The sequence below is a fragment of the Ensifer sp. LC163 genome (assembly GCF_001695855.1).
GTDB lineage: Bacteria > Pseudomonadota > Alphaproteobacteria > Rhizobiales > Rhizobiaceae > Ensifer.
On the sequence record NZ_MBSS01000001.1, the window covers coordinates 478,366 to 499,920 of the forward strand.

Annotated in this window: 17 protein-coding genes; 12 read left to right on the top strand and 5 right to left on the bottom strand. The window is 64.4% G+C overall.

What is annotated here, in order from left to right; all coding sequences use genetic code 11:
* Positions 1–3 precede the first annotated feature (3 nt).
* Positions 4–1,542 (bottom strand): aromatic amino acid lyase, encoded by a 1,539-nt coding sequence (locus BC360_RS02330; RefSeq protein WP_065794088.1) that lies wholly within the window; start codon positions 1,540–1,542, stop codon positions 4–6.
* 209 nt (positions 1,543–1,751) lie between these two features.
* On the opposite strand from BC360_RS02330, the gene BC360_RS02335 reads away from it, so the two are divergent.
* A complete protein-coding gene (locus tag BC360_RS02335; protein ID WP_065786674.1) occupies positions 1,752–2,948 on the top strand; it encodes a LysR family transcriptional regulator in 1,197 nt (398 codons plus the stop codon).
* A gap of 139 nt (positions 2,949–3,087) precedes the next feature.
* Here BC360_RS02335 and BC360_RS02340 read toward each other — a convergent pair whose 3' ends face one another.
* Complete coding sequence (locus BC360_RS02340; RefSeq protein WP_413813716.1) at positions 3,088–4,125, bottom strand: GlxA family transcriptional regulator; 1,038 nt, start codon at positions 4,123–4,125, stop codon at positions 3,088–3,090.
* A gap of 108 nt (positions 4,126–4,233) precedes the next feature.
* On the opposite strand from BC360_RS02340, the gene BC360_RS02345 reads away from it, so the two are divergent.
* From BC360_RS02345 to BC360_RS02385, 9 genes are all read left to right on the top strand, one after another.
* Complete coding sequence (locus tag BC360_RS02345; protein WP_065786672.1) at positions 4,234–5,136, top strand: 3-keto-5-aminohexanoate cleavage protein; 903 nt, start codon at positions 4,234–4,236, stop codon at positions 5,134–5,136.
* A gap of 11 nt (positions 5,137–5,147) precedes the next feature.
* Positions 5,148–6,638 carry a carnitine 3-dehydrogenase gene (locus BC360_RS02350; RefSeq protein ID WP_065786670.1) on the top strand — a complete coding sequence of 497 codons (1,491 nt, stop codon included), beginning with the start codon at positions 5,148–5,150 and terminating at the stop codon, positions 6,636–6,638.
* Between the two features lie 270 nt (positions 6,639–6,908).
* A complete protein-coding gene (locus BC360_RS02355; RefSeq protein WP_065786668.1) occupies positions 6,909–8,069 on the top strand; it encodes an acyl-CoA dehydrogenase family protein in 1,161 nt (386 codons plus the stop codon).
* Between the two features lie 7 nt (positions 8,070–8,076).
* Positions 8,077–10,134 carry an acetate--CoA ligase family protein gene (locus BC360_RS02360; protein ID WP_065794089.1) on the top strand — a complete coding sequence of 686 codons (2,058 nt, stop codon included), beginning with the start codon at positions 8,077–8,079 and terminating at the stop codon, positions 10,132–10,134.
* A gap of 4 nt (positions 10,135–10,138) precedes the next feature.
* Positions 10,139–10,921, top strand: a complete 783-nt coding sequence (locus BC360_RS02365) for a carnitinyl-CoA dehydratase (protein ID WP_065794090.1) — start codon at positions 10,139–10,141, stop codon at positions 10,919–10,921.
* Between the two features lie 338 nt (positions 10,922–11,259).
* Positions 11,260–12,849, top strand: coding sequence for an ABC transporter substrate-binding protein (locus BC360_RS02370; protein WP_053248331.1), 1,590 nt, complete (start codon positions 11,260–11,262; stop codon positions 12,847–12,849).
* On the top strand, positions 12,849–13,964 hold the full coding sequence (locus BC360_RS02375; RefSeq protein WP_065794091.1) for an ABC transporter permease: 1,116 nt from the start codon (positions 12,849–12,851) through the stop codon (positions 13,962–13,964). Before BC360_RS02370 ends, BC360_RS02375 begins: the two co-directional genes overlap by 1 nt.
* Positions 13,961–14,788 (top strand): ABC transporter permease, encoded by an 828-nt coding sequence (locus BC360_RS02380; protein WP_065794092.1) that lies wholly within the window; start codon positions 13,961–13,963, stop codon positions 14,786–14,788. Before BC360_RS02375 ends, BC360_RS02380 begins: the two co-directional genes overlap by 4 nt.
* Positions 14,781–16,433: an ABC transporter ATP-binding protein gene (locus tag BC360_RS02385; RefSeq protein ID WP_065794279.1), complete on the top strand. Its 1,653-nt coding sequence runs from the start codon at positions 14,781–14,783 to the stop codon at positions 16,431–16,433. The genes BC360_RS02380 and BC360_RS02385 overlap by 8 nt, the downstream gene beginning before the upstream one ends.
* Positions 16,434–16,632: 199 nt before the next feature.
* Here BC360_RS02385 and BC360_RS02390 read toward each other — a convergent pair whose 3' ends face one another.
* A complete protein-coding gene (locus BC360_RS02390; RefSeq protein WP_065794093.1) occupies positions 16,633–16,887 on the bottom strand; it encodes a DUF1127 domain-containing protein in 255 nt (84 codons plus the stop codon).
* Between the two features lie 168 nt (positions 16,888–17,055).
* Here BC360_RS02390 and BC360_RS02395 point away from each other — a divergent pair, with 168 nt between their 5' ends.
* The gene (locus BC360_RS02395) at positions 17,056–18,507 is read left to right on the top strand and encodes a LuxR C-terminal-related transcriptional regulator (RefSeq protein ID WP_065794094.1); all 1,452 of its coding nucleotides are present in this window, start codon (positions 17,056–17,058) and stop codon (positions 18,505–18,507) included.
* A 7-nt stretch (positions 18,508–18,514) separates the two neighbouring features.
* On the opposite strand, the gene BC360_RS02400 is transcribed toward BC360_RS02395, so the two are convergent.
* On the bottom strand, positions 18,515–18,898 hold the full coding sequence (locus tag BC360_RS02400; protein WP_065794095.1) for a PAAR domain-containing protein: 384 nt from the start codon (positions 18,896–18,898) through the stop codon (positions 18,515–18,517).
* 130 nt (positions 18,899–19,028) lie between these two features.
* Entirely contained in the window at positions 19,029–19,823 is a 795-nt protein-coding gene (locus tag BC360_RS02405) for a helix-turn-helix domain-containing protein (protein ID WP_065794096.1), read from the bottom strand.
* A 129-nt stretch (positions 19,824–19,952) separates the two neighbouring features.
* On the opposite strand from BC360_RS02405, the gene BC360_RS02410 reads away from it, so the two are divergent.
* Positions 19,953–21,542 (top strand): ABC transporter substrate-binding protein, encoded by a 1,590-nt coding sequence (locus BC360_RS02410; RefSeq protein ID WP_065794097.1) that lies wholly within the window; start codon positions 19,953–19,955, stop codon positions 21,540–21,542.
* Positions 21,543–21,555: the final 13 nt, after the last annotated feature.

Here is a 21,555-nt window from a genome sequence, read left to right on the forward strand (position 1 = left end):
GAATCACTTGCCCAGTGCAAAGAAGTCGTCGAATTCCGGCATCGGTGCCATGGAGACGAAGGCGCGCAGCAGGTCATGGCAGGTGAAGGCGTCCTGCAACGCTTCGATCTCCTTCGAAAGCGGCCGGTCCTTCAGGTAGATCGGGCTGATCGATCGCGTGCGATCATGCGCGAGCTTGACGATCCCCTGCGGGGCGTCGCCGACGAGGTCGATCGCCTGCGCCGACAGGATCGCCTCGATCGCCGCCAGCTGCCGGAGGTCCCGCACCTGCGTTTCCATGCGCTCGACGATCAAAGGCAGGAAGGTCGCCTCTTCCTCCAGTCCGCCGGCAACGACGATCGACTGGGCCGAAAGCGGCACCGCCATCGACTGCACGCGCATGTAGAGCTCGACCGCAAGCTTCATCAGCGGGCCGAGACCGGTGGCGACTTCGCCCGGCGCCACCAGATTGACCGGCAGATTGCGGCGGCCGCCGTTCGACAACAGGATGCAGCGGTTGAGCACGTTGCGCGCCACATGCGAAAAGGCGATCTGCGCCGTCTCGACATAGAGCGTCGTCGTCAAAGGCAGCGAAGCGCCCGAGGCATGCACATGGCCGCCGAGCACCACCGGATTGTCGTCGGAGAGATAGGTCGCCTCGACCAGCCGGCCGGCGGCAACCAGCAACGTATCGACGACGGCGCCGAACACCTGGGCGGTCATGCGCAGGCTCAAGGGATCGTGGATCGCCGTCGGTAAGGGCCAGTCGGCAACGCCGGACTGGCCGTAGAGCCAGGAGCCGACAAGCGCTTCGCCGCGCGTCGACAGCGTCGCCGCCACCCGCCACGGATCGGCGGAGGCGCCGAGCGCCAACGACGACGTCACCCCGGTAACCAAGAGCACGCGGATTGCTGCTGCCGCCTCGCGCAGCACATCGGCTGCCGCCGAATAGGCGATGGCGTTGACGCTGAGGGCGGCAAGCGCATCGCGCGGCCGCATCACCAGCGGCTTCAGTCCGGCATCGGCGAGCGCCGTTTCGGCCGGCACCAGCCGGCCGCGATGATAGGCTTCACCGACCCCGGTCAAGACAGCCGCGATCTGCCCCATCAGGCCGATATCGGCGCAGCCCATCGAGCCATGGCGGCGCACCGCCGGAATGATGTCGTGCTCGATGAGCGCCAGGAAGGCGGTGATCAGCTCGGGACTGCAGCCGGTGTGACCACGCATCGCGGTGTTGCAGCGGATGGCGATCGCCTTGCGCACGATCGGGACAGTGAAAAATTCGCCGGTGCCGAAATGGTGGGCGCGCACCAGAGAAGTGTTGAACTCGGCCAGATCGTCCGCCGTCCAGAGCCGGTCCTTCATCGAGCCGACACCGGTGTTGGAACCGTAGACCGGCAGGCCGAGCGCGATGCGATCGGCAATCACCTTGTGGGCCGCCGCCACCCGCTCCATGCCGCCATCGTCCGCGACCGGCCGCGCCGCGCCCGAGCCGATTTCCTCGAGGGTCGCGAAGTCGAGCGGTTTCCCGCAGAGAACAATGGTTTTGACCTGTTGCAGCATGCCATATGAACCTTACCACGCGACCCGCCTCGACGCCGAAACGATGCGTGGATGAAAAGACTTGATGCGATCCCGCCGCCGTGGACGAGGGATCGCCTGCCCGCATGCTATGCGTTTTGCTCGCTGTCGTGATATATCCCAAATCCGGAACGGCCGATGCCAAAGCCGGAACACAACTGCAGCGGCGATACCGGTGGAGAATTTACGCAATGGATATCGCCACGATCCTGCTCGTCGAAGCCGTCATGCGCGAAGGCGGCATCAGGCGCGCCGCCACCCTGAGCGGTCGCGCGCCGTCGAGCGTCAGCGCCGCCGTTCGCCGCTTCGAGCAGGCCATTTCCATTCCCCTCTTCCGCCGCGACGGCAGCCTTATGGCTTTGACCTTGGAGGCTCGTGCGCGACAGGCCGATGTGACCGCGGCCAGCGCAACCATCCGGGCGCTGCTCGCCACTGCCAACGCGGAGCCGCCGAGCGCGATCCCACCCGTTGGCCTCGTCACACTCGATCGTTTCGTGCGGATCGCCCGGGCAGGCAGCATTCGGGCAGCTGCCCGCACGTTGGGCCTCGGCCAGCCGCAACTGACGCGGCAGATCGCCGACCTCGAACGTCATCTCCAGTGCCGATTGCTTGAGCGCTCCCATGGCGGCATCGTCTGCACGCCGGCCGCCCTCGACATCATCCCGCATGTCGAGCGCCTGCTCGACATCTGGACGCGGCTGACGCGCGCCTCGGCCGACCGGTTCCGTCGCGACGTCACCACCTGGCGCCTCGGCGCCGTCATGCCGCTTGGGCCGGAGAGCGAGATCGCCCGCATGCTGGCGGCGCTGACGGCCGCCTGGCATCGCTCCCGCCCGCGGCAATCGCTGTTCATTTCCAGCACCACCGCCGACGAGCTTCTGGCCGGCCTCAAGAGCCGACGCTTCGACGCCGCCCTGCTCGATGTTGCCGGCATTCCCAACGACTTCGACGGCCGGCTCGTGTCCGAAACGCCGCTGGTGCTAGCCGGCCCGGCGCCGGCCCTTTCCGAAATGGCCGGCGATCTCCCGCGGCTACTCGCCACCTGCCCGATCGCCGTGCCGAGCGCACGCAGCGGCCTGCGCCGGGAGGTGACCCGCTTCCTCGAAGACACGCTCGGCGAGGCGGAACGTCGCCGCGTGACGCTGGTCGAGGTCGATTCCATTCCCGTCATCATCAACCTGGTCAGCCATCACGGCTACCTCTCGGTGCTGCCGGAAACCTCGCTGTCACGCGTCCAGCGGCCGCCCGCCATGATCCGGCTGGGGCCGCTCTACCGCCAGTCGCTGACCCTCGTCTGGCCGCGCGGCGCCTTTTCCAGCGAGGTCGGCGACCTGATGATCGGCATGATGAAAGCGGGTCCGCAGGCGACGACGGCGTTGCCGACGTAACCATGATCGGGATCGCCGGAATCACTTCATTACGATCCACCGCTAAACAACTGAAACGACTCGGCAAAATCGCGCCGCTGAATCAACCCATGAGGTTGTTGGATCGGCGCTTCCAAACCCGCGTTTCCCTGCGAGCAAATTAGGGATGTCCTGACGCCTTGTCCTTGCCGGCCACGCCATCGAGCTGGCGGTTGCGATCCTCGGCACCATGGCCGAGCTTCAGCCGCCGCCGTGTCTCGCTCGGGCTTTCGCGGTAGTGCGCGCGGTAGCTGCGCGAGAACGACGACGACGAGTTGAAACCCGAGATCGCGGCGATGTCGGCGAACTCCATGCGCGTCTCGATCACCTTGCGCCGCGCCGCATTGAGGCGCAGCGCCAGGTAATGTTCGTGCGGCCCCACCCCCATCGTGTCGCGAAACAGGTCCTGCAGATGCCGGACGCTGACGCCGATGCGGCGGGCCAGGCGCTGAAGCGTCAACGGCGCCTCGACCGTTTCCTCCATCAGCTTGACCGCGGCGCCGACACGCGGGTCGAGGATGCGCATGTTGCCGATCGCCGGCATCTGCAGGAGGTCGCCGCGGGTGCGCTCCTGCTCGTAGATGAACAGCCGCGACACTTCGAGCGCCAGCGAATAGCCGTGCGCCCGGCGGATCAGCTCCAGCATCAGGTCGAGCGTCGGCAGGGAGCCACCGGTGGTGATGCGCTTGCCGTCGATGACGAACCGTTCGCGCACCATCGTGACCTGCGGATAGGTCGTGGTGAAATCCTCGAAATCCTCCCAGTGGGTGGTGGCCTTTGAATTGTCGAGCAGGCTCGTTTCGGCAAGCAGCCAGGAGCCGGATTCGATGCCCGCCATCATCTCGCGATGCCGCGCTGTCTGCGACAGCATCATCTTCAGCTGCGAGGTCGCACTCCTCTGCCAGTTGTAGCTCGACAGGATGAAAAGCGGCGCCGTTTCGCGCTGCGGCCGGAACGCACCCGAAACCGGAATGGGAATGCCGCTCTTGGTTTCGATCGGCTCGCCGTCCGGGCTGTAGAGCGTCCAGCTGTAGAGCGGCCGTCCGGCAATGCGGTTGGCGGCGCGCATCGGTTCGATCACCGAGGCAACGAGGATCAGATTGGTCTCCGGCAACACCAGGATATCGGCATGCTGCACCTGCGAAACGCTCTGATCCATTTGCAAACTTCTCCATCTCGTTGCCGATAATGTACAATCTAGTACTGATTATGAAAAGCAGCGCCGTCGTTCTTGGCTCGTAATGGCCGCAATAAAAGGGAGACAGCAATGCCGCTCAGCATGAACCGCGAGGTATTCATCACCTGTGCCGTCACCGGCGCCGGCGACACCGTTTCAAAGTCCAGCCACGTTCCGATCACGCCGAAGCAGATTGCCGACGCGGCGATCGAGGCCGCCAAGGCGGGTGCTGCCGTGGCCCACTGTCACGTCCGCGATCCGGAGACCGGCGCGCCTGCCCGCAGGCTCGACCTCTACCGCGAAGTGACCGATCGCATTCGCTCCGCCGATGTCGATGTCGTGCTCAATCTGACGGCCGGCATGGGCGGGGACCTGGTTTTCGGCAACGTCGAAAGCCCCTTCCCGGTCAACGAGAAAGGCACCGACATGGCCGGCGCCACCGAGCGCGTCGCCCATGTGGCAGACTGTCTGCCGGAGATCTGCACGCTCGACTGCGGCACCATGAACTTCTCGCTCGGCGACTATGTCATGACCAACACGCCGTCGATGCTGCGCGAAATGGCCCGCCAGATGACGGCGCTCGGCGTGCGCCCCGAGATCGAGGCCTTCGACACCGGCCACCTCTGGTTCGCCAAGCAGCTCGCCGAGGAAGGGCTGATCGAGGATCCGGTGCTGATCCAGCTCTGCATGGGCATTCCGTGGGGGGCGCCCGACGATCTCAACACCTTCATGGCCATGGTCAACAACGTGCCGGCCAACTGGACCTTCTCGGCCTTCTCCATCGGCCGCAACGCGCTTGCCTATCCGGCAGCGGCGATCCTTGCCGGCGGCAACGTGCGCGTCGGCCTCGAAGACAACCTCTATATCGGCAAGGGCCAGCTCGCCACCAACGGCCAGCTCGTCGAAAAGGCGGTCGGCGTCATCGAGGGCATGGGCGCCAAGATCATCGGGCCGGACGAGGTCCGCAAGAAACTGAAGCTGACGAAGCGCTGAGCGGGGATATCATGAGCCTTATTGAGAAAGCAGCCTGCGTCGGTGGCGGCGTCATCGGCGGCGCCTGGGTGGCCCGCTTCGCGCTTGCCGGCATCGACGTGAAAATTTTCGACCCGCATCCGGAAGCCGAGCGCATCATCGGCGAAGTCATGGCCAATGCCGAGCGCGCCTATGCTATGCTGACCATGGCGCCGCTGCCGCCGAAGGGAAAACTCACCTTCTGCAAAAGCATCGAGGAAACGGTCAAGGACGCTGATTGGATTCAGGAAAGCGTGCCGGAACGGCTGGAGCTGAAGCGCGGCGTCATCACCCAGATCGACGCGGCTGCAAGGCCCGACGCGCTGATCGGCTCGTCGACATCGGGCCTGCTGCCCTCCGACCTGCAGGCCGAGATGAAGCATCCCGAGCGCATGTTCGTGGCGCATCCCTATAACCCCGTCTACCTCCTGCCGCTGGTCGAACTCGTCGGCGGCAAGAAGACCTCGAAGGCGACGATCGAGCGCGCCATGCAGGGTGTCGAGCAGATCGGCATGAAGGGCGTCGTCATCGCCAAGGAGATCGAGGCCTTCGTCGGCGACCGCCTGCTGGAAGCGCTCTGGCGCGAGGCGCTGTGGCTGATCCAGGACGACATCTGCGATACCGAAACGCTCGACAACGTCATGCGTTACTCCTTCGGCATGCGCTGGGCGCAGATGGGCCTGTTCGAAACCTATCGCATCGCCGGCGGCGAAGCCGGCATGCGCCACTTCCTCGCCCAGTTCGGCCCTTGCCTCAAATGGCCCTGGACCAAATTCACCGACGTCGTCGACCTCGATGATGCGCTGGTGGAAAAGATCGGTGCGCAGTCGGACGCACAGGCCGCCGGCCGCTCGATCCGCGAGCTCGAACGCATCCGCGACGAAAACCTCGTCGGCATCATGCACGCGCTGAAATCGGGCAATGGCGGCGAAGGTTGGGGTGCGGGCAAGCTGCTCGCCGATTTCGAGGCAAAGCTTTGGGCCAACGCCCGGAAGCCTGAAGCCGATCTCGGTGACGTCAAGCCGTTGCGCATCCTCGACACCAAGGTCAGTGCCGCCTGGGTCGATTATAACGGCCACATGACCGAGCACCGCTATCTCCAGGTGTTCGGCGACACCTCGGACGGCCTGCTGCGCTTGATCGGCGTCGACCTCGACTATGTCCGCGACGGCCACAGCTACTACACGGTCGAGACCCATATCCGCAACCTCGGCGAGGCCAAGCTCGGCGACGCGCTCTACTCGACCTGCCAGCTCCTGTCCTCGGACGAGAAGCGGCTGCACATCTTCTCGACCATCTACAATGCCGAGACCAACGAGGCAGTCGCGACCGCCGAGCAGATGATGCTGCATGTCGACAGCAAGGCCGGCAAATCCGTCGCTACCCCGGCGAGGATCCTGGACAAACTGAAGGCGATCACCGAGGCCCATGCCGGCCTGCCGACTCCAGAAGGTGCCGGCCGGTTCGTCGGCCAGAAGCGCTGAGATTAGCCTTCCGTCTTCGGAGGGTGTGCCGGCGGGCAATGTCGGGCGACGACCGCCCCTCAGCCCGCTGCCGCGACCTTCTCCCCGTGAACGGGGAGAAGGGGAGTGCCGCAGCCGCTCGTTCCTCTCGCCATCGGGAGTGCGAGCGGCAAAAGCGTCCCCTCTCCCCGCCTGCGGGGAGAGGGCTAGGGTGAGGGGCAGACAAGCATGCCGGCGGCCGATGGAGAGATCGGCCACAGGGCGGGCAGGAAAAATCGCGAGGGAGAACAAATGAATTTCGCACTGACCGAAGAACAGCAGATGATCGTCGACACGGTCAGGAGCTTCGTCGAGACCGAAATCTATCCGCATGAGGACGAGGTCGAGCGCACCGGCATCGTGCCGCGCGAACTCGGCCAGGATATCGCCCGCAAGTGCAAGGAAATCGGCTTCTTCGGCTGCAATTTCCCCGAAGAGGTGGGCGGCGCCGGGCTCGACCATACCTCCTTCACGTTGGTCGAGCGCGAACTCGGTCGCGGCTCGATGGGCCTGACCGTCTTCTTCGGCCGCCCGTCGGGCATCCTGATGGCCTGCAACGACGAGCAGCGCGAAAGATACCTGCTACCGGCGGTCAGGGGCGACAAATTCGATGCGCTGGCCATGACCGAGCCGGATGCGGGCTCCGACGTGCGCGGCATGAAGTGTTTTGCCCGCAAGGACGGCGACGACTGGATCGTCAACGGCACCAAGCATTTCATCAGCCATGCCGACATCGCCGATTTCGTCATCGTCTTCATCGCCACCGGCGAGGAAGACACGCCGCACGGACCGAAGAAGAAGATCACCTGCTTCCTCGTCGACCGCGGCACCCCCGGCTTCGAGATCCGCAAGGGATACAGCTCCGTCTCCCACCGCGGCTACAACAATTGCATCCTGACGTTCGACGATTGCCGCCTGCCCTCCGCCCAGATCCTCGGCGAAGTGCACAAGGGCTTCGACGTCGCCAACGACTGGCTGTTCGCCACGCGGCTGACGGTGGCGGCGACCTCGGTCGGCCGGGCGCGCCGCGCCTTCGATTATGCGCTGAACTATGCCGCCGAGCGCAAGCAGTTCGGCAAGCCGATCGGCGCCAACCAGGGCGTCTCGTTCAAGCTCGCCGACATGATCACCGAGATCGACGCCGCCGACCTTTTGACGCTTTCGGCCGCCTGGCGCCTCGACCAGGGCCTGCCCTCCAATCGCGAGATCGCCTCTGCCAAGGTCTTTGCCACCGAGATGCTCGCACGCGTCACCGACGAGGCGATCCAGATCTTCGGCGGCATGGGGCTGATGGACGACCTGCCGCTCGCCCGCTTCTGGCGCGACGCCCGCGTCGAGCGCATCTGGGACGGCACCTCCGAGATCCAGCGCCACATCATCAGCCGCGACCTGCTACGGCCGCTGGGAGCGTGATCGGCCGATGACACGCTCCCTCGACCGCCTGATCCGACCGAAATCCATCGCCGTCTTTGGCGGCAAGGAGGCACGACGGGTCATCGAACAATGCGACAAGATGGGCTTTGCCGGCGATATCTGGCCGGTGCATCCGAGGGAAGATGAGATCCTCGGCCGCAGGTGCTACCGCTCGGTCGCCGACCTTCCCGCAGCACCGGACGCCTCCTTCGTCGGCGTCAACCGGCAGCTCACCATCGACATCATAGCAGCCCTTTCGGCACGCGGTGCCGGCGGCGCTGTCTGCTACGCCTCCGGTTTTCGCGAGGCGGCAAGCGAACTCGACGACGGCAACGACATGCAGGAGGCGCTGGTCGCGGCCGCCGGCGACATGCCGATCGTCGGCCCCAATTGCTACGGCTTCATCAACATGCTCGACGGCGCCCTGCTCTGGCCCGACCAGCATGGCATGCAGCGCGTCGAAAAGGGCGTCGCCGTCCTGACGCAATCCTCCAACATTGCCTGCAACGTCTCGATGCAGACACGCGGCCTGCCGCTCGCCTATCTCATGACCGCCGGCAACCAGGCGCAGACCGGTCTTTCCGACATTGCCTGCGCCGTGCTCGAAGATCCGCGCGTCACCGCCGTCGGCCTGCATATCGAAGGGTTCGACAGCGTTGCCGCGCTCGAACGGCTGGCAACCCGCGCCCGTGAACTCGGCAAGCCGGTGGTGACTTTGAAGGTCGGCAAGTCGGAAGCGGCCCAGCTCGCCACCGTCTCGCACACGGCCTCGCTTGCCGGCAACGACCGGGTCTCCTCGGCGCTGCTCGCCCGCCTCGGCATTGGCCGCGTCGATACACTGCCGGCGCTGCTCGAAACGTTGAAGCTGCTGCATGTCGCCGGCCCGCTCGAAAGCAACGAGATTTCGTCGATGAGCTGTTCGGGCGGCGAGGCCTCGCTGATGGCCGATGCCGGCGTGCGCTATCGGGTGAATTACCGTGCGCTTCGTGACGAGCAGCGCAAGCCCCTGAAAGAAGCGCTCGGCGAGATGGTGACGATCGCCAATCCGCTCGATTACCACACCTTCGTCTGGGGCAACCGCGAGAAGCAGACGACCGCCTTCGGCGCGATGATGAAGGGCGGCTATGCGCTCAACCTCATCGTGCTCGACTTTCCCCGCCAGGACCGCTGCGACGCCGCCGACTGGGTAACGACCTGCGACGCGGTGATCGACGCAGCGAAGGCGACCGGCGCGCGCGCCGGCATCGTCGCCAGTCTCAGCGAAAACATGCCGGAACAGACGGCACTGTCGCTGATGGCGGCCGGCGTCATCCCCTTTTTCGGCATCGACGAGGCGCTGGCGGCAGTGGAAACCGCGGCCGGCATCGGCGCCGCCTGGGCCAGGCCCGCACCACCAAAACTCCTGAACGGCGGCGCTTCCGACGGCGGCAATGCCATCACTCTTAGCGAGCATGAAGCCAAGACCGAGCTTTCCGCCTCCGGCCTCCAGATACCGCCGGGCAAGACCGCATCGACGCCGCAGCAGGCTGCCAGCGCTGCCGAAAACCTCGGCTTCCCCGTGGTGCTCAAGGGTTTGGGCGTCGCCCACAAGACCGAGGCCGGTGCCGTCAAGCTGAATCTGACAAGCCGCGCCGAGGTGCTTAGCGCCGCGGAGGGCATGGCTTCGGTGGCATCGGGATTTCTCGTCGAGAAGATGGTGGCAAAGCCCGTCGCCGAACTCATCATCGGCGCGACGCGCGACCCGGTGGCAGGCCCGGTGCTGACCATCGGCGCCGGCGGTATCCTTGTGGAACTGCTGGATGATTCCGCAATTCTGACGCTGCCGACGACGCCGGAGCTGATCCGCGAGGCGATCGACAGCCTGAAGATCCGCAAGCTGCTCGACGGTTATCGCGGCGGACCGAAAGGCGATTTCACAGCCCTTGCCGACGCTGTCGCCGCTGCGGCATCCTATGTCGTTTCAAACGCTTCAAAGCTCGAAGAACTCGATATCAATCCTTTAATGGTGTTACCGGAAGGCCATGGAGCCATCGCCGCCGACGCCCTGATCCGCCGGAGGAACTGACGCCATGACCGGACCGATCCTTACCCGCCGCGAAGGCGGCATTCTCGAAGTCACGATCGACCGGCCGAAGGCCAACGCCATCGACCTGAAGACCAGCCGGGTGATGGGCGAGATCTTCCGCGACTTTCGCGACGACGACACCCTGCGCGTCGCCATCATCACCGGCGCCGGAGAAAAGTTCTTCTGTCCGGGATGGGACCTGAAGGCGGCGGCGGCCGGCGATGCGGTCGATGGCGACTATGGCATCGGCGGCTTCGGCGGCATGCAGGAACTGCGCGACCTCAACAAGCCGGTGATATCAGCCGTCAACGGCATCTGCTGCGGTGGCGGTCTCGAAATCGCGCTCTCCACCGACCTGATCCTGGCGGCCGAGCACGCAACCTTCGCGCTACCGGAAATCCGCTCGGGCACCGTTGCCGACGCCGCCTCGATCAAGCTGCCGAAGCGCATCCCCTATCACATCGCCATGGACATGCTTCTGACCGGCCGTTGGCTCGACGTCGTCGAAGCCAACCGCTGGGGCTTCGTCAACGAGATCCTGCCTGCCGACAGGCTGATGGCGCGCGCCTGGGAGCTCGCCCGACTGCTCGAGAGCGGACCGCCGCTCGTCTATGCCGCCATCAAGGAAGTGGTGCGCGCCGCCGAGGGCGAGACCTTCCAGACGACGATGAACAAGATCACCCGTCGGCAGTTCAAGACCGTCGACATTCTCTATTCGAGCGAGGACCAGCTGGAGGGCGCAAAGGCGTTTGCTGAGAAGCGCGACCCGGTCTGGAAGGGCCGCTGACGGACGCTGCCACAGGCGGCGCAGTACTGACAACGAGCCGGTGGACCGGCGGAACGACGTCACCGAACGCGCGGGGCCATCTGCGTGCCGCCGAAGGCTTATCCATAAGCGCCGCTTATGGAAATGAATTATAATTTAGGACGTTACAAGGCGCATCCAAGCGATTAGGCTTATCGATCTGGACCTGCAGCGTCCGCCCGAGAAAGGAGAAACAAGGCAATCGAAGACAAAGAATGGCCCAAACGGCCGATCCGAAAGCCATCCATAAGGTGGCGGTACGCAGCAATCTCTACCAACCACAACGAACGGCGAATGCCGACACAGAAGGGAACAGGGGAATGAGCGATTACAAGGATTACCTCACACGACAGGTCATGCTCGGCAAGATGAACCGGCGTGAATTTCTCGGACGCGCGGCTGCAGCCGGCATCCTCGCATCGACGGCAGGCACGCTGTTTGCCACCAGCGCCGCGGCCCAGGAGCCGAAGCGCGGCGGCCACCTGAAGCTCGGCCTCGAAGGCGCTGCCGCGACCGACTCGAAAGATCCGGCCAAGGCACTGTCGCAATTCATGTTCGTCGTCGGCCGGAACTGGGGCGACATGCTGGTCGAAAGCCACCCGACCACCGGCGCACCTGTGCCGGCGCTCGCCGAATCCTGGGAACCGTCGGCCGATGCCTCGACCTGGACCTTCGCCATCCGCAAGGGCGTAAAGTTCCACGACGGCAAGGAATTGACAGTCGACGACGTGATCAAGACCCTGCTGCGTCACACCGATGACAAGTCGGAATCGGGCGCACTCGGCGTGATGAAGTCGATCAAGGAAATCAAGGCCGACGGGGACAAGCTCGTGCTGGCACTGACGGAAGGCAACGCCGACCTGCCGTTGCTGCTTTCCGACTACCACCTCATCATCCAGCCGAACGGCGGCTTGGACAATCCCGACGCCATGATCGGCACCGGGCCCTACAAGGTGGCCAGCTTCGAACCGGGCGTGCGCGCCACCTTCGAAAAGAATGCCGATGACTGGCGCACGGACCGCGGCTACGTGGATACGATCGAAATCATCGCCATAAACGATGCGACGGCGCGTATCGCCGCGCTTTCCTCCGGTCAGGTGCACTTCATCAACCGTGTTGATCCGAAGACGGTCAACCTGTTGAAGAAGGCGCCCACTGTCGAGATCCTGAACACCTCTGGCCGGGGCCACTACGTGTTCATCATGCATTGCAACACGGCACCGTTCGACAACAACGACCTGCGCCTGGCGCTGAAATACGCAATGGATCGCGAGACCATGGTCGAACGCATCCTCGGCGGCTACGGCAAGGTCGGCAACGACTTCCCGATCAACGACACCTATGCCCTCTTCCCCGAAGGCATCGAGCAGCGCGCCTACGACCCCGACAAGGCGGCCTTCCACTACAAGAAGTCCGGGCACAGTGGCTCGGTGCTGCTGCGCACCTCCGACGTCGCCTTCCCGGGCGCGGTGGACGCGGCGGTTCTCTACCAGGAAAGCGCCAAGAAGGCCGGCATCGAAATCGAGGTCAAGCGCGAACCAGGCGACGGTTACTGGACCAACGTCTGGAACGTCCAGCCCTTCTCGACCTCCTACTGGGGCGGGCGACCGACCCAGGACCAGATGTATTCGACCGCCTACCACTCTGGTGCCGACTGGAACGACACGCGCTTCCAGCGCGAGGATTTCGACAAGATCCTGCTCGAAGCCCGCTCCGAGCTGGACGAGGCCAAGCGCAAGGACATGTACCGCACCATGGCGATGATGGTGCGCGACGAAGGCGGCCTGATCCTGCCGATGTTCAACGACTTCGTGAACGCCTCCACCAAGCAGGTGAAGGGTTACGTCCACGATATCGGCAACGACATGTCGAACGGCTACGTCGCAACCCGCGTCTGGCTCGACGCCTGATGATGGAAAGCGGACCGATGACTGGTCCGGTTCCGACGGATGGGACCGCGGATGGAGCACATCCGCGGTCCGCCGATCCTTCCGGTGTACCAGCGAAACCCAACCCCGCCGACGCCACGGGCGAAATCGGCGGCACCTTCTGGCGGCGCTTCACCTTTCGCCGCCCTCTCGCGGCGCTGATCCTTCAGCGCCTCGGTTTGAGCGTCGGGCTGCTCTTTGCCGTGTCGCTGATGATCTTCGGCGGCATCGAGGCTCTGCCCGGCGACTTCGCCACCACCTATCTCGGCCAGTCGGCGACCCCGCAGGCCGTGGAAAACATCCGCAAGGATCTCGGCCTCGACCGCCCCTGGAGCGAGCGTTATCTCTCCTGGCTCGGCGGCGCCGTGCAGGGCGACTTCGGCACCTCCTGGGCCAGCAAGAATTCGGTCGGCGAACAGATTTCCAAGCGTCTCGGCAATTCGCTGTTTCTCGCCTTCTTCGCCGCGATCGTCTCGGTGCCGCTCGCCGTCGGCCTTGGCATGCTGGCGGTGCAGTTCCGCAACCGGCTGCCGGACAAGATCATCAACGTCGTGTCGCTTGCGGCCATCTCCCTGCCGGAGTTCTTCGTCGGCTATCTCCTGATCATGTTCTTCGCCGTCAAATTCGGCGTCGCGACCTTCCCGGCGACCGTCTATGACAGCATGAGCTTCACCGAACGGCTTTCGGCAATCGCGCTTCCGGTCGCAACACTTGTGCTCGTCGTTCTCGCCCACATGATGCGCATGACCCGAGCGGCAATTCTCAATGTGATGTCGTCGGCCTATGTCGAGACGGCCGAGCTCAAGGGCCTCAGCATGTTCCGCATCATCGCCCGCCACGCCGCTCCCAATGCCGTGGCGCCCGTCATCAACGTCATCGCGCTCAACCTTGCCTATCTCGTCGTCGGCGTCGTCGTGGTCGAGGTGGTGTTCGTCTATCCCGGCATGGGCCAATACATGGTCGACGCCGTGACCGTGCGCGACATGCCGGTCGTGCAGGCCTGCGGCCTGATCTTCGCGGCCTTCTACATCTTCCTCAACATGGCGGCCGACATTCTCGCCATTCTCGCCAACCCGAGACTGAGGCACCCGCGATGAACCTGAGAGCCATTCCCTTCAGCGCCTGGATCGGCATCGCCGGCATCGCCATCGCGATCTTCTGCGCCCTGTTCGCACCCGTCATCGCCCCCTTCGGCGAACGAGACATCGTCGGCGACATCTGGCTTCCCGCCGGCGGCGACTTCCTGCTCGGCACCGACAATCTCGGGCGCGACCTGCTTTCGCGCCTGATCTACGGCGCCCGCACCACGATCTTCGTGGCGCTGGCGGCAACTGTGCTGTCCTTCTCGCTCGGCATGATCCTTTCGTTCACCGCCGCGGTCATGGGCGGGTTCGTCGATCAGTTCTTCTCCCGCTTCAACGACCTGATGATGGCGATCCCGACGCTGATCTTCGCCCTCGTCGTGCTGGCGGTGCTGCCGCAGCATCTGTGGATCCTGATCCTGGTCATGGCGGTGCTCGATTCTACCCGCGTCTTCCGCATCGGCCGCGCGGTCGCGCTCGATGTCGCGGTCATGGAGTTTGTCGAGGCGGCACGGCTACGCGGCGAAGGCAGCGCCTGGATCATCTTCCGCGAGATCCTGCCCAACACGCTGTCGCCGCTGCTCGCTGAGTTCGGCCTGCGCTTCGCTTTTTCCATCCTGTTTCTCTCCACTCTCTCCTTCCTCGGTCTCGGCATCCAGCCGCCGGCCGCCGACTGGGGCGGCATGGTCAAGGACAACAAGGACGGCATCATCTTCGGCATATCCGCCGCCCTGATCCCCGGGGCTGCGATCGCGACGCTGGCGATCTGCGTCAACCTCGTTGTCGACTGGCTGATGAAGAGAACCTCCAGCCTGAAAGGAGGGCGTGGCGATGCCTGAGTCTTCACCTGAAAAGAATGCGCTTCTCTCCGTCAAGAACCTGAAGATCGAGGCGACCAGCTATCCCCCCGGCGAACCGCCGAAAACCGTGACCCTGGTCGAAGGCGTGTCCTTCGACCTCCAGAAGGGCAAGGTGCTTGGCCTGATCGGCGAATCCGGCGCCGGCAAGTCGACCATCGGCCTGTCGGCGCTCGCCTATGGCCGCGGCGGTGTGCGCATCACCGGGGGCCAGGTACTGCTTGACGGCAAGGACATCCTGACGCTCGACAAGAACGGCATTTGCTCGATCCGCGGTGCCCACGTCTGCTACGTCGCACAGTCGGCCGCCGCCGCCTTCAACCCGGCACACCGGCTCGGCGATCAGGTGATCGAGGCTTCGCTTCGCCACGGCATCATGAGCCGCGAGGAGGCGACGAAGCGCGCGCTCTATCTCTTTCAGGTCCTCGGCCTGCCGAACCCGGAAACCTTCGGCGAGCGCTACCCCCACCAGGTTTCGGGCGGCCAGCTGCAGCGGGCAATGACCGCGATGGCGCTCTGCCCCAATCCAGAACTGATCGTCTTCGACGAACCGACGACGGCGCTCGACGTGACCACCCAGATCGACGTGCTTGCGGCGATCAAGCACGCGATCGAGGAAACGCACACCGCCGCCCTCTACATCACCCATGATCTCGCCGTCGTCGCCCAGATCTCCGACGACATCATGGTGCTGCGCCACGGCAAGACAGTGGAATACGGCACCACGAAACAGGTGATCGAGGCGCCGCAAGAAGATTATACGAGAGCGTTGGTCAGCGTGCGCCAGGCCAAGCGCGACGAGGCGCCGGACCAGACCGGCACGCAATTGACGATCGAGCATGTCAGCGCCGGTTATGGCAACGGCTTCAAGGTGCTGCACGACGTTTCCATGCATCTGCCCAAGGGCCAGACGCTGGCGATCGTCGGCGAAAGCGGCTCGGGCAAGTCGACGCTGGCCCGTGTCATCACCGGCCTGCTGCCGCCGACCGAAGGACGCATCACCTTCGAAGGCAAGGAACTGCCGCGGGCGTTGAAGGGCCGCAACAATGACGAACTGCGCCGCATCCAGATGATCTACCAGATGGCCGATACGGCGATGAACCCGCGCCAGACGGTGCGCGACATCGTCGGGCGGCCGCTGTCCTTCTACTTCGGCATGCATGGCGCCAAGAAGACGGCGCGGGTCAAGGAACTGCTCGACCAGATCGAGATGGGAACGCGTTTCCTCGATCGCTATCCGGCCGAGCTCTCCGGTGGCCAGAAGCAGCGTGTTGCCATTGCCCGGGCGCTGGCCGCAGAGCCGGAACTGATCCTCTGCGACGAACCGACCTCGGCGCTCGACCCGCTGGTGGCCGAAGGCATCCTGAATCTGCTTCTGAAGCTTCAGGAGGAAACCGCTGTTTCCTATGTCTTTATCACCCACGACATCGCCATCGTCCGGGCGATTGCAGACAGCGTGGCGGTGATGCACCGCGGCCGGCTGGTGCGGTTCGGGCCGAAGTCCAAGGTGCTGGCACCGCCCTTCGACGACTACACCGACCTGCTGTTGAAGTCGGTTCCGGAGATGGAGATCGGCTGGCTGGAGCGCGTCTTGAAGACCAGGCGTATGGAAAGCGCCGGCAACTGAGGCAAGTCCGAAGGGCCAGAAACGACTTTCCTGGACTGCATGGCCAGGCTCAAGGGGAACCGACCGCGCGCGGGCGGCCAGGGTTCCCGCCTCGGCCCTAGAGCATTTCCAGGAAAAGTGCGGAGCGGTTTTCCGTCAGGAAATGCGTGAAAACAAAGAGCTAGAGCGTTTCTGCGACTCCGTCTAAACCGCAAACGCTCTAGCGCCGCCAGAAGGGCTTGGTCGTCTCGGCAAAAACCTGGACCTTTGTCAGGCCGACATCATTGAGCAGTTCCGGTGTTTGTTCGGCCATCTTTGCGAGCTGCCGCCGAAAGCGGACACGTTCCTCCCAGACGGTCAGGATATCAAAGGGACCATGGCCGCCGGGTCGGCCGTCAAAGGTTCTGGCGGGCTCGTAAAGATCCTGCCAGATGGCGTGATAGAATTCGGACATTCCAGTCAGGAGGCTGCTCATCGTCGTTCTCGCATCTGCTGAGCCCCTCGGGGCGTTGAAGCAATGCCGAAACTCTAGGCCCGCCCGCCGATCGCCACATCGCGCAGTTGCTGTGTTTCCTCTCCTGCATTTGTAGTATTTTGCCTGGGCACCGTTGAAACCGGTCCGGTCGAGTGGCAGGGAGCAGCCATGAACCACATCCAGACGTCACAGGCCGCCACCGAGGCGTTGTCAGACCGCGAGCGCTCCGTCGCGGAGCACTTTGCTGCCGGCCTCACCTATCGGCAAATCGGCGAGGCGCTCTTCATTGCGCCGTCAACGGTGCGCACGCACCTGGCGACGATCTACGGCAAGCTCGGCGTGCGCAACAAGATCGAGCTCGCGTCCTACGTCGCGCAGATGGTGGCCGGCAGGACGGCCACCGAGGCGGTGGCCCCAGTTCGGGTCGTCGAGCCGGCCTGGCCGGTGCTTGCCCTCTTTCCGATCGAAAGCCTCAATCCGGAGGAGCGTTGGCACCGTTTCGCCGACGGCCTGTCGTCCGATATCTGCGTCGACCTCGCCCGCTTTGCCGATATCCCCGTGATCGCCTTCCATACGATGAGGCTTCTCGGCAACCGGCCCGAGGCCTTCGAAGACCATGTCCAGGCGGTTGGGGCCGCCTATGCCATCACCGGCCAACTGCGCGCCGACGACCGGCGGGTTCGCCTGACGATCCAGCTTTCGGATACGCGCACCGGCATGACGCTTTGGAGCGAGCGCTACGAGCGCACCATGGAAGATGTCCTGACCCTGCAGGACAGCCTCTGCGAAAGCGTCATCAATGTCCTGGCGGGGTGTTTCGGCACGCTCGCGGCCCTCGGACGCAAGGCCAGCCGCCGCAAGGCGCCGGGCAGCCTGCAATCCTACGATTATTATCTTCTGGGCGTCGAGCAGCACAACCGGTTCAACCGCGAGGGCAACGCCGCCGCAATACAGTTGCTCTCGCGCTCGCTCGAATTGGACCCGGGTCGTGCGCGGGCCTGGACGGAACTTGCCTATGCCTATTCGGTCCAGGCCTGCAACGGCTATGCCAAGGATCTGGATGCCGCCCTTCAGGACTGGCGGCGTGCCGTCGACGAAGCGCTGCGGCTGGACCCCACCGACCCTGCCGGCTACACCTGTCTCGGCGATCTCAGGGCTTGCCTTGGCGACCTGACGGGCGCCGCCGAGGCGCATGCGCGCGCCTTCGAATTCGGGAAGAACCACGCCGATACCCTGGCGGTGCTTGCGGGAGGCAAGGCGCTGGTCGTCGGTGATCCCGTCGAAGCTATCCCCCTGATCGAACGCGCCCTCGCCTTGAACCCGCTCGGCCCGCCCTGGTACTACGGCATGCTCGGCCGCGTTCTGTTCGTCACCGGTCGTTACCGCGAATGCCTGCCGGCTTTCGAGAAGAGTTCGCAGGAATCGCCGAGCACGCTGATGTTCCAGGCCATGGCGCATGCTTGCCTCGGCGAAGCGCAGAAAGCGGCAGACGCCGCTCTCAGGCTGCGAAGCGAAATCCCGTCTTTCACCGTCGAGCGCTTCATCGCAGGCTACCCGGTCACCAACCCGCCCGCCCAGAGGGCCCTTCGGGAGGGAGCTCGGCTGGCGATGCTGGACTGACGGCGCGCTACTTCCGCCGGCAGTCGACGTCGCCCACCCGTTGCGCCGCCTCACCTTCAAAGGTCACCGTGGCCCCACCCTTGGCAGAGCAATCGCCCTTGGCGCCGCTGCCAGCGCGGAAATGCACGACCGGTTGCCCCTCGATCATGATGCTCGGCACCACCTCGTAAAGCTCCGGCGGGCAGTTGGCGACGTCGGAAAGCCGGAGCGCCGGCTGGCCGCCGATCATGACGCTGGTGGAACCGGAAAGCGCGCAAGCCGGGATGGGCGGGCGCGCGTCTTCGGCGCCGGACGGCATGGCCGAGACCGCGAGCAGAAGTCCTGACATGGCGGCGATCGCAGCTTTCATCGGCTTGCCCTTCTTCGGTGCAGACACGGAATGCAACGCCATCTACAGCGCCGCGCGTCAAATATGACGCGCTAAGGACGCTGTAGCACTTATGCTTGGTGCATAATTTTACCCTTAAATCGGATCCGATTTAAGGAATCATGCAGTAGGCGGCGACGCCGGAGCCGCAACCTCAATATTCGGTCGGCACCGTCAGCACCTCGGCATCCGGCGTTTCGAGAAAGGCCCTGACCGTCTGGGGCATTTGCCGCGATCCGAGGGCGAGCACGCCGCAGCGCGACAGCATCTGCCGGATATCAGGCTCCTGGCCGAGAGTGCGCCAGATCATGCGCGAGGCATAGGGCAGGTTTTCCTTGCGCCAGGAGACGCCCATGGTGGTGCCGCGCAGATAGACGCGCTGATGCACCTCGAACGGTATGAGGATCGTCTGCGACAGCATCGGCTGACGCCCGACGCTGCGCTCGGCGATGAAGATGCGATTGCGCCAGAAGGTGACGAGGCCGACATATTTCGAAAACTGCTGGATCTCGTTGGCGGCGTCACGGATGCGCTCGATCGATTTTACCCGGATCGAGCCGCTCTCCTCATGGATCCTGGCGCAGGAGCAGACGACGCGGCCGGGCCACGACGGCGAGAGATGATAGGTCTGGTAGTAGCCGACATGGCGGCGAAGCCCGGCGAGATCGCCGGGAAATCCCTCGAGCAGCAGCCCGGCTTCCGAGCGGTCGCGATCGGGCCGGGTCATGCGGGCTTCGAACAGTTTCGACGACAGGGAAAAGTCCTGCGCCTGCAGCCCGAAGAAGCTGGCGATGCGGGCGACATTATGCGCCGACGGCCGCGCTTCGCCGCTGATGTAGCGGTTGAACTGCTGGCGATTGATGCCGATCTCGCGGCAGATCTGCGAGATCGAGCGCCGCGTTGCGCAGGCGAAACGAAGATTGGCGGCGAATAGGTCGGCGTCGTGCAACACTGCTCTCCTGAAGTGTGATTTCAACTAGCGTAAAGTCGCGTAAATCAGCGTCAAGTCGCGAAATTGTGCGACCTGTGGCAGCCGTTAGGTTTTCCCTTGAAACAAAACATCAGAGGGAACCTGCATATGAGCGAATTCACCAAGCGCCCCGACGGCCTTATCGTTCCGACCGGCATCAACCGCCGCGGCTTTCTGGCGGGCACGGCGGCCCTGGGGCTCGCGGCGGGCTTTGGCGGCACGATGGTGGCGGGCAATGCGCGCGCCGAAGAGCCCAAGCGCGGCGGCCATCTGAAGCTTGGCCTGAAGGGCGGCGCCACCACCGATACGCTCGATCCTGCCGGCTACAGCGGCTCGGTTTCCTTCGTCATCGGCCATCTCTGGGGCGACACGCTGGTCGAATCCGATCCGAAAACCGGCGCACCGCTGCCGGCGCTCGCCGAATCCTGGGAGCCCTCGGCGGACGCATCGCAATGGACCTTCAAGATCCGCAACGACGTCAGCTTCCACGACGGCAGCAAGATGACCATCGCCGACGTCATCGCCACGCTGAAGCGCCACTCGGACGAAGGGTCGAAGTCGGGCGCGCTCGGCTTGATGCGTTCGATCAAGACCATCGAGGAAAAGGCCGGTGCGCTGGTCCTGACTCTGACCGAAGGCAATGCCGACCTGCCGCTGCTTCTGACCGACTATCACCTGATCATCCAGCCGCGCGGCGGTGTCGACAATCCCGCCTCGCCTATCGGCACCGGCCCCTACAAGCTTGCAAGCTATGAAGCCGGCCTGCGCTCGACCTTCGAGAAGAACGCCAACGACTGGCGCCAGGATCGCGGCTTCGTCGACAGCGTTGAAATCATCGTGATGAACGACACGACCGCCCGTATCGCCGCGCTCTCCTCCGGCCAGGTGCATTTCATCAACAACATCGACCCGAAGACCGTGCCGCTCCTGAAGCGCGCGCCGCGCGTCGAGATCCTGCGGACCGCCGGCAAGGGCTTCTACAGCTTCCTGATGCATTGCGACACGGCGCCCTTCGACAACAACGACCTCAGGCTGGCGCTGAAATACGCGATCGACCGGCAGGCGATCCTCGACAGGGTCGTTGGCGGGTTCGGCACGCTCGGCAACGACTACCCGGTCAACGAGAACTATGCGCTGGCGCCTGAAGGCATCGAGCAGCGCGCCTACGACCCCGACAAGGCCGCCTTCCACTTCAAGAAGTCGGGCCACGACCGGCCGATCCTGCTGCGCACCTCGGATGCCGCCTTCCCCGGCGCCATCGACGCGGCGGTTCTGTTCCAGGAAAGCGCCAAGAAGGCCGGCATCGAGCTCGAGGTTCGCCGCGAGCCGGAGGATGGCTACTGGACCAATGTCTGGAACGTCCAGCCCTTCTGCGCCTCCTATTGGGGCGGCCGGCCGACGCAGGATTCGCGCTACTCCACGTCCTACCTCTCCAGCGCCGAGTGGAACGACACCCGCTTCAAGCGCGAAGACTTCGACAAGCTCCTGCTTCAGGCCCGCGCGGAACTCGACGACGCCAAGCGCAAGGAGATGTACCATACGATGGCGATGACCGTGCGCGACGAAGGCGGCCTGATCCTGCCCGTGTTCAACGACTACGTGAACGCCGCTTCGGCATCGCTGAAGGGCTTCGTCGACGACATCGGCAACGACCTTTCGAACGGCTATGTTGCCAGCCGCGTCTGGTTCGACAGCTAAGAGCAATTCCGGC

Coding starts and splice junctions, on each gene's coding strand:
- BC360_RS02330 (WP_065794088.1), bottom strand. CDS start 1,542: ATGCTGCAACAGGTCAAAACCATTGTTCTCTGCGGGAAACCGCTCGAC.
- BC360_RS02335 (WP_065786674.1), top strand. CDS start 1,752: ATGGATATCGCCACGATCCTGCTCGTCGAAGCCGTCATGCGCGAAGGC.
- BC360_RS02340 (WP_413813716.1), bottom strand. CDS start 4,125: ATGGATCAGAGCGTTTCGCAGGTGCAGCATGCCGATATCCTGGTGTTG.
- BC360_RS02345 (WP_065786672.1), top strand. CDS start 4,234: ATGCCGCTCAGCATGAACCGCGAGGTATTCATCACCTGTGCCGTCACC.
- BC360_RS02350 (WP_065786670.1), top strand. CDS start 5,148: ATGAGCCTTATTGAGAAAGCAGCCTGCGTCGGTGGCGGCGTCATCGGC.
- BC360_RS02355 (WP_065786668.1), top strand. CDS start 6,909: ATGAATTTCGCACTGACCGAAGAACAGCAGATGATCGTCGACACGGTC.
- BC360_RS02360 (WP_065794089.1), top strand. CDS start 8,077: ATGACACGCTCCCTCGACCGCCTGATCCGACCGAAATCCATCGCCGTC.
- BC360_RS02365 (WP_065794090.1), top strand. CDS start 10,139: ATGACCGGACCGATCCTTACCCGCCGCGAAGGCGGCATTCTCGAAGTC.
- BC360_RS02370 (WP_053248331.1), top strand. CDS start 11,260: ATGAGCGATTACAAGGATTACCTCACACGACAGGTCATGCTCGGCAAG.
- BC360_RS02375 (WP_065794091.1), top strand. CDS start 12,849: ATGATGGAAAGCGGACCGATGACTGGTCCGGTTCCGACGGATGGGACC.
- BC360_RS02380 (WP_065794092.1), top strand. CDS start 13,961: ATGAACCTGAGAGCCATTCCCTTCAGCGCCTGGATCGGCATCGCCGGC.
- BC360_RS02385 (WP_065794279.1), top strand. CDS start 14,781: ATGCCTGAGTCTTCACCTGAAAAGAATGCGCTTCTCTCCGTCAAGAAC.
- BC360_RS02390 (WP_065794093.1), bottom strand. CDS start 16,887: ATGAGCAGCCTCCTGACTGGAATGTCCGAATTCTATCACGCCATCTGG.
- BC360_RS02395 (WP_065794094.1), top strand. CDS start 17,056: ATGAACCACATCCAGACGTCACAGGCCGCCACCGAGGCGTTGTCAGAC.
- BC360_RS02400 (WP_065794095.1), bottom strand. CDS start 18,898: ATGGCGTTGCATTCCGTGTCTGCACCGAAGAAGGGCAAGCCGATGAAA.
- BC360_RS02410 (WP_065794097.1), top strand. CDS start 19,953: ATGAGCGAATTCACCAAGCGCCCCGACGGCCTTATCGTTCCGACCGGC.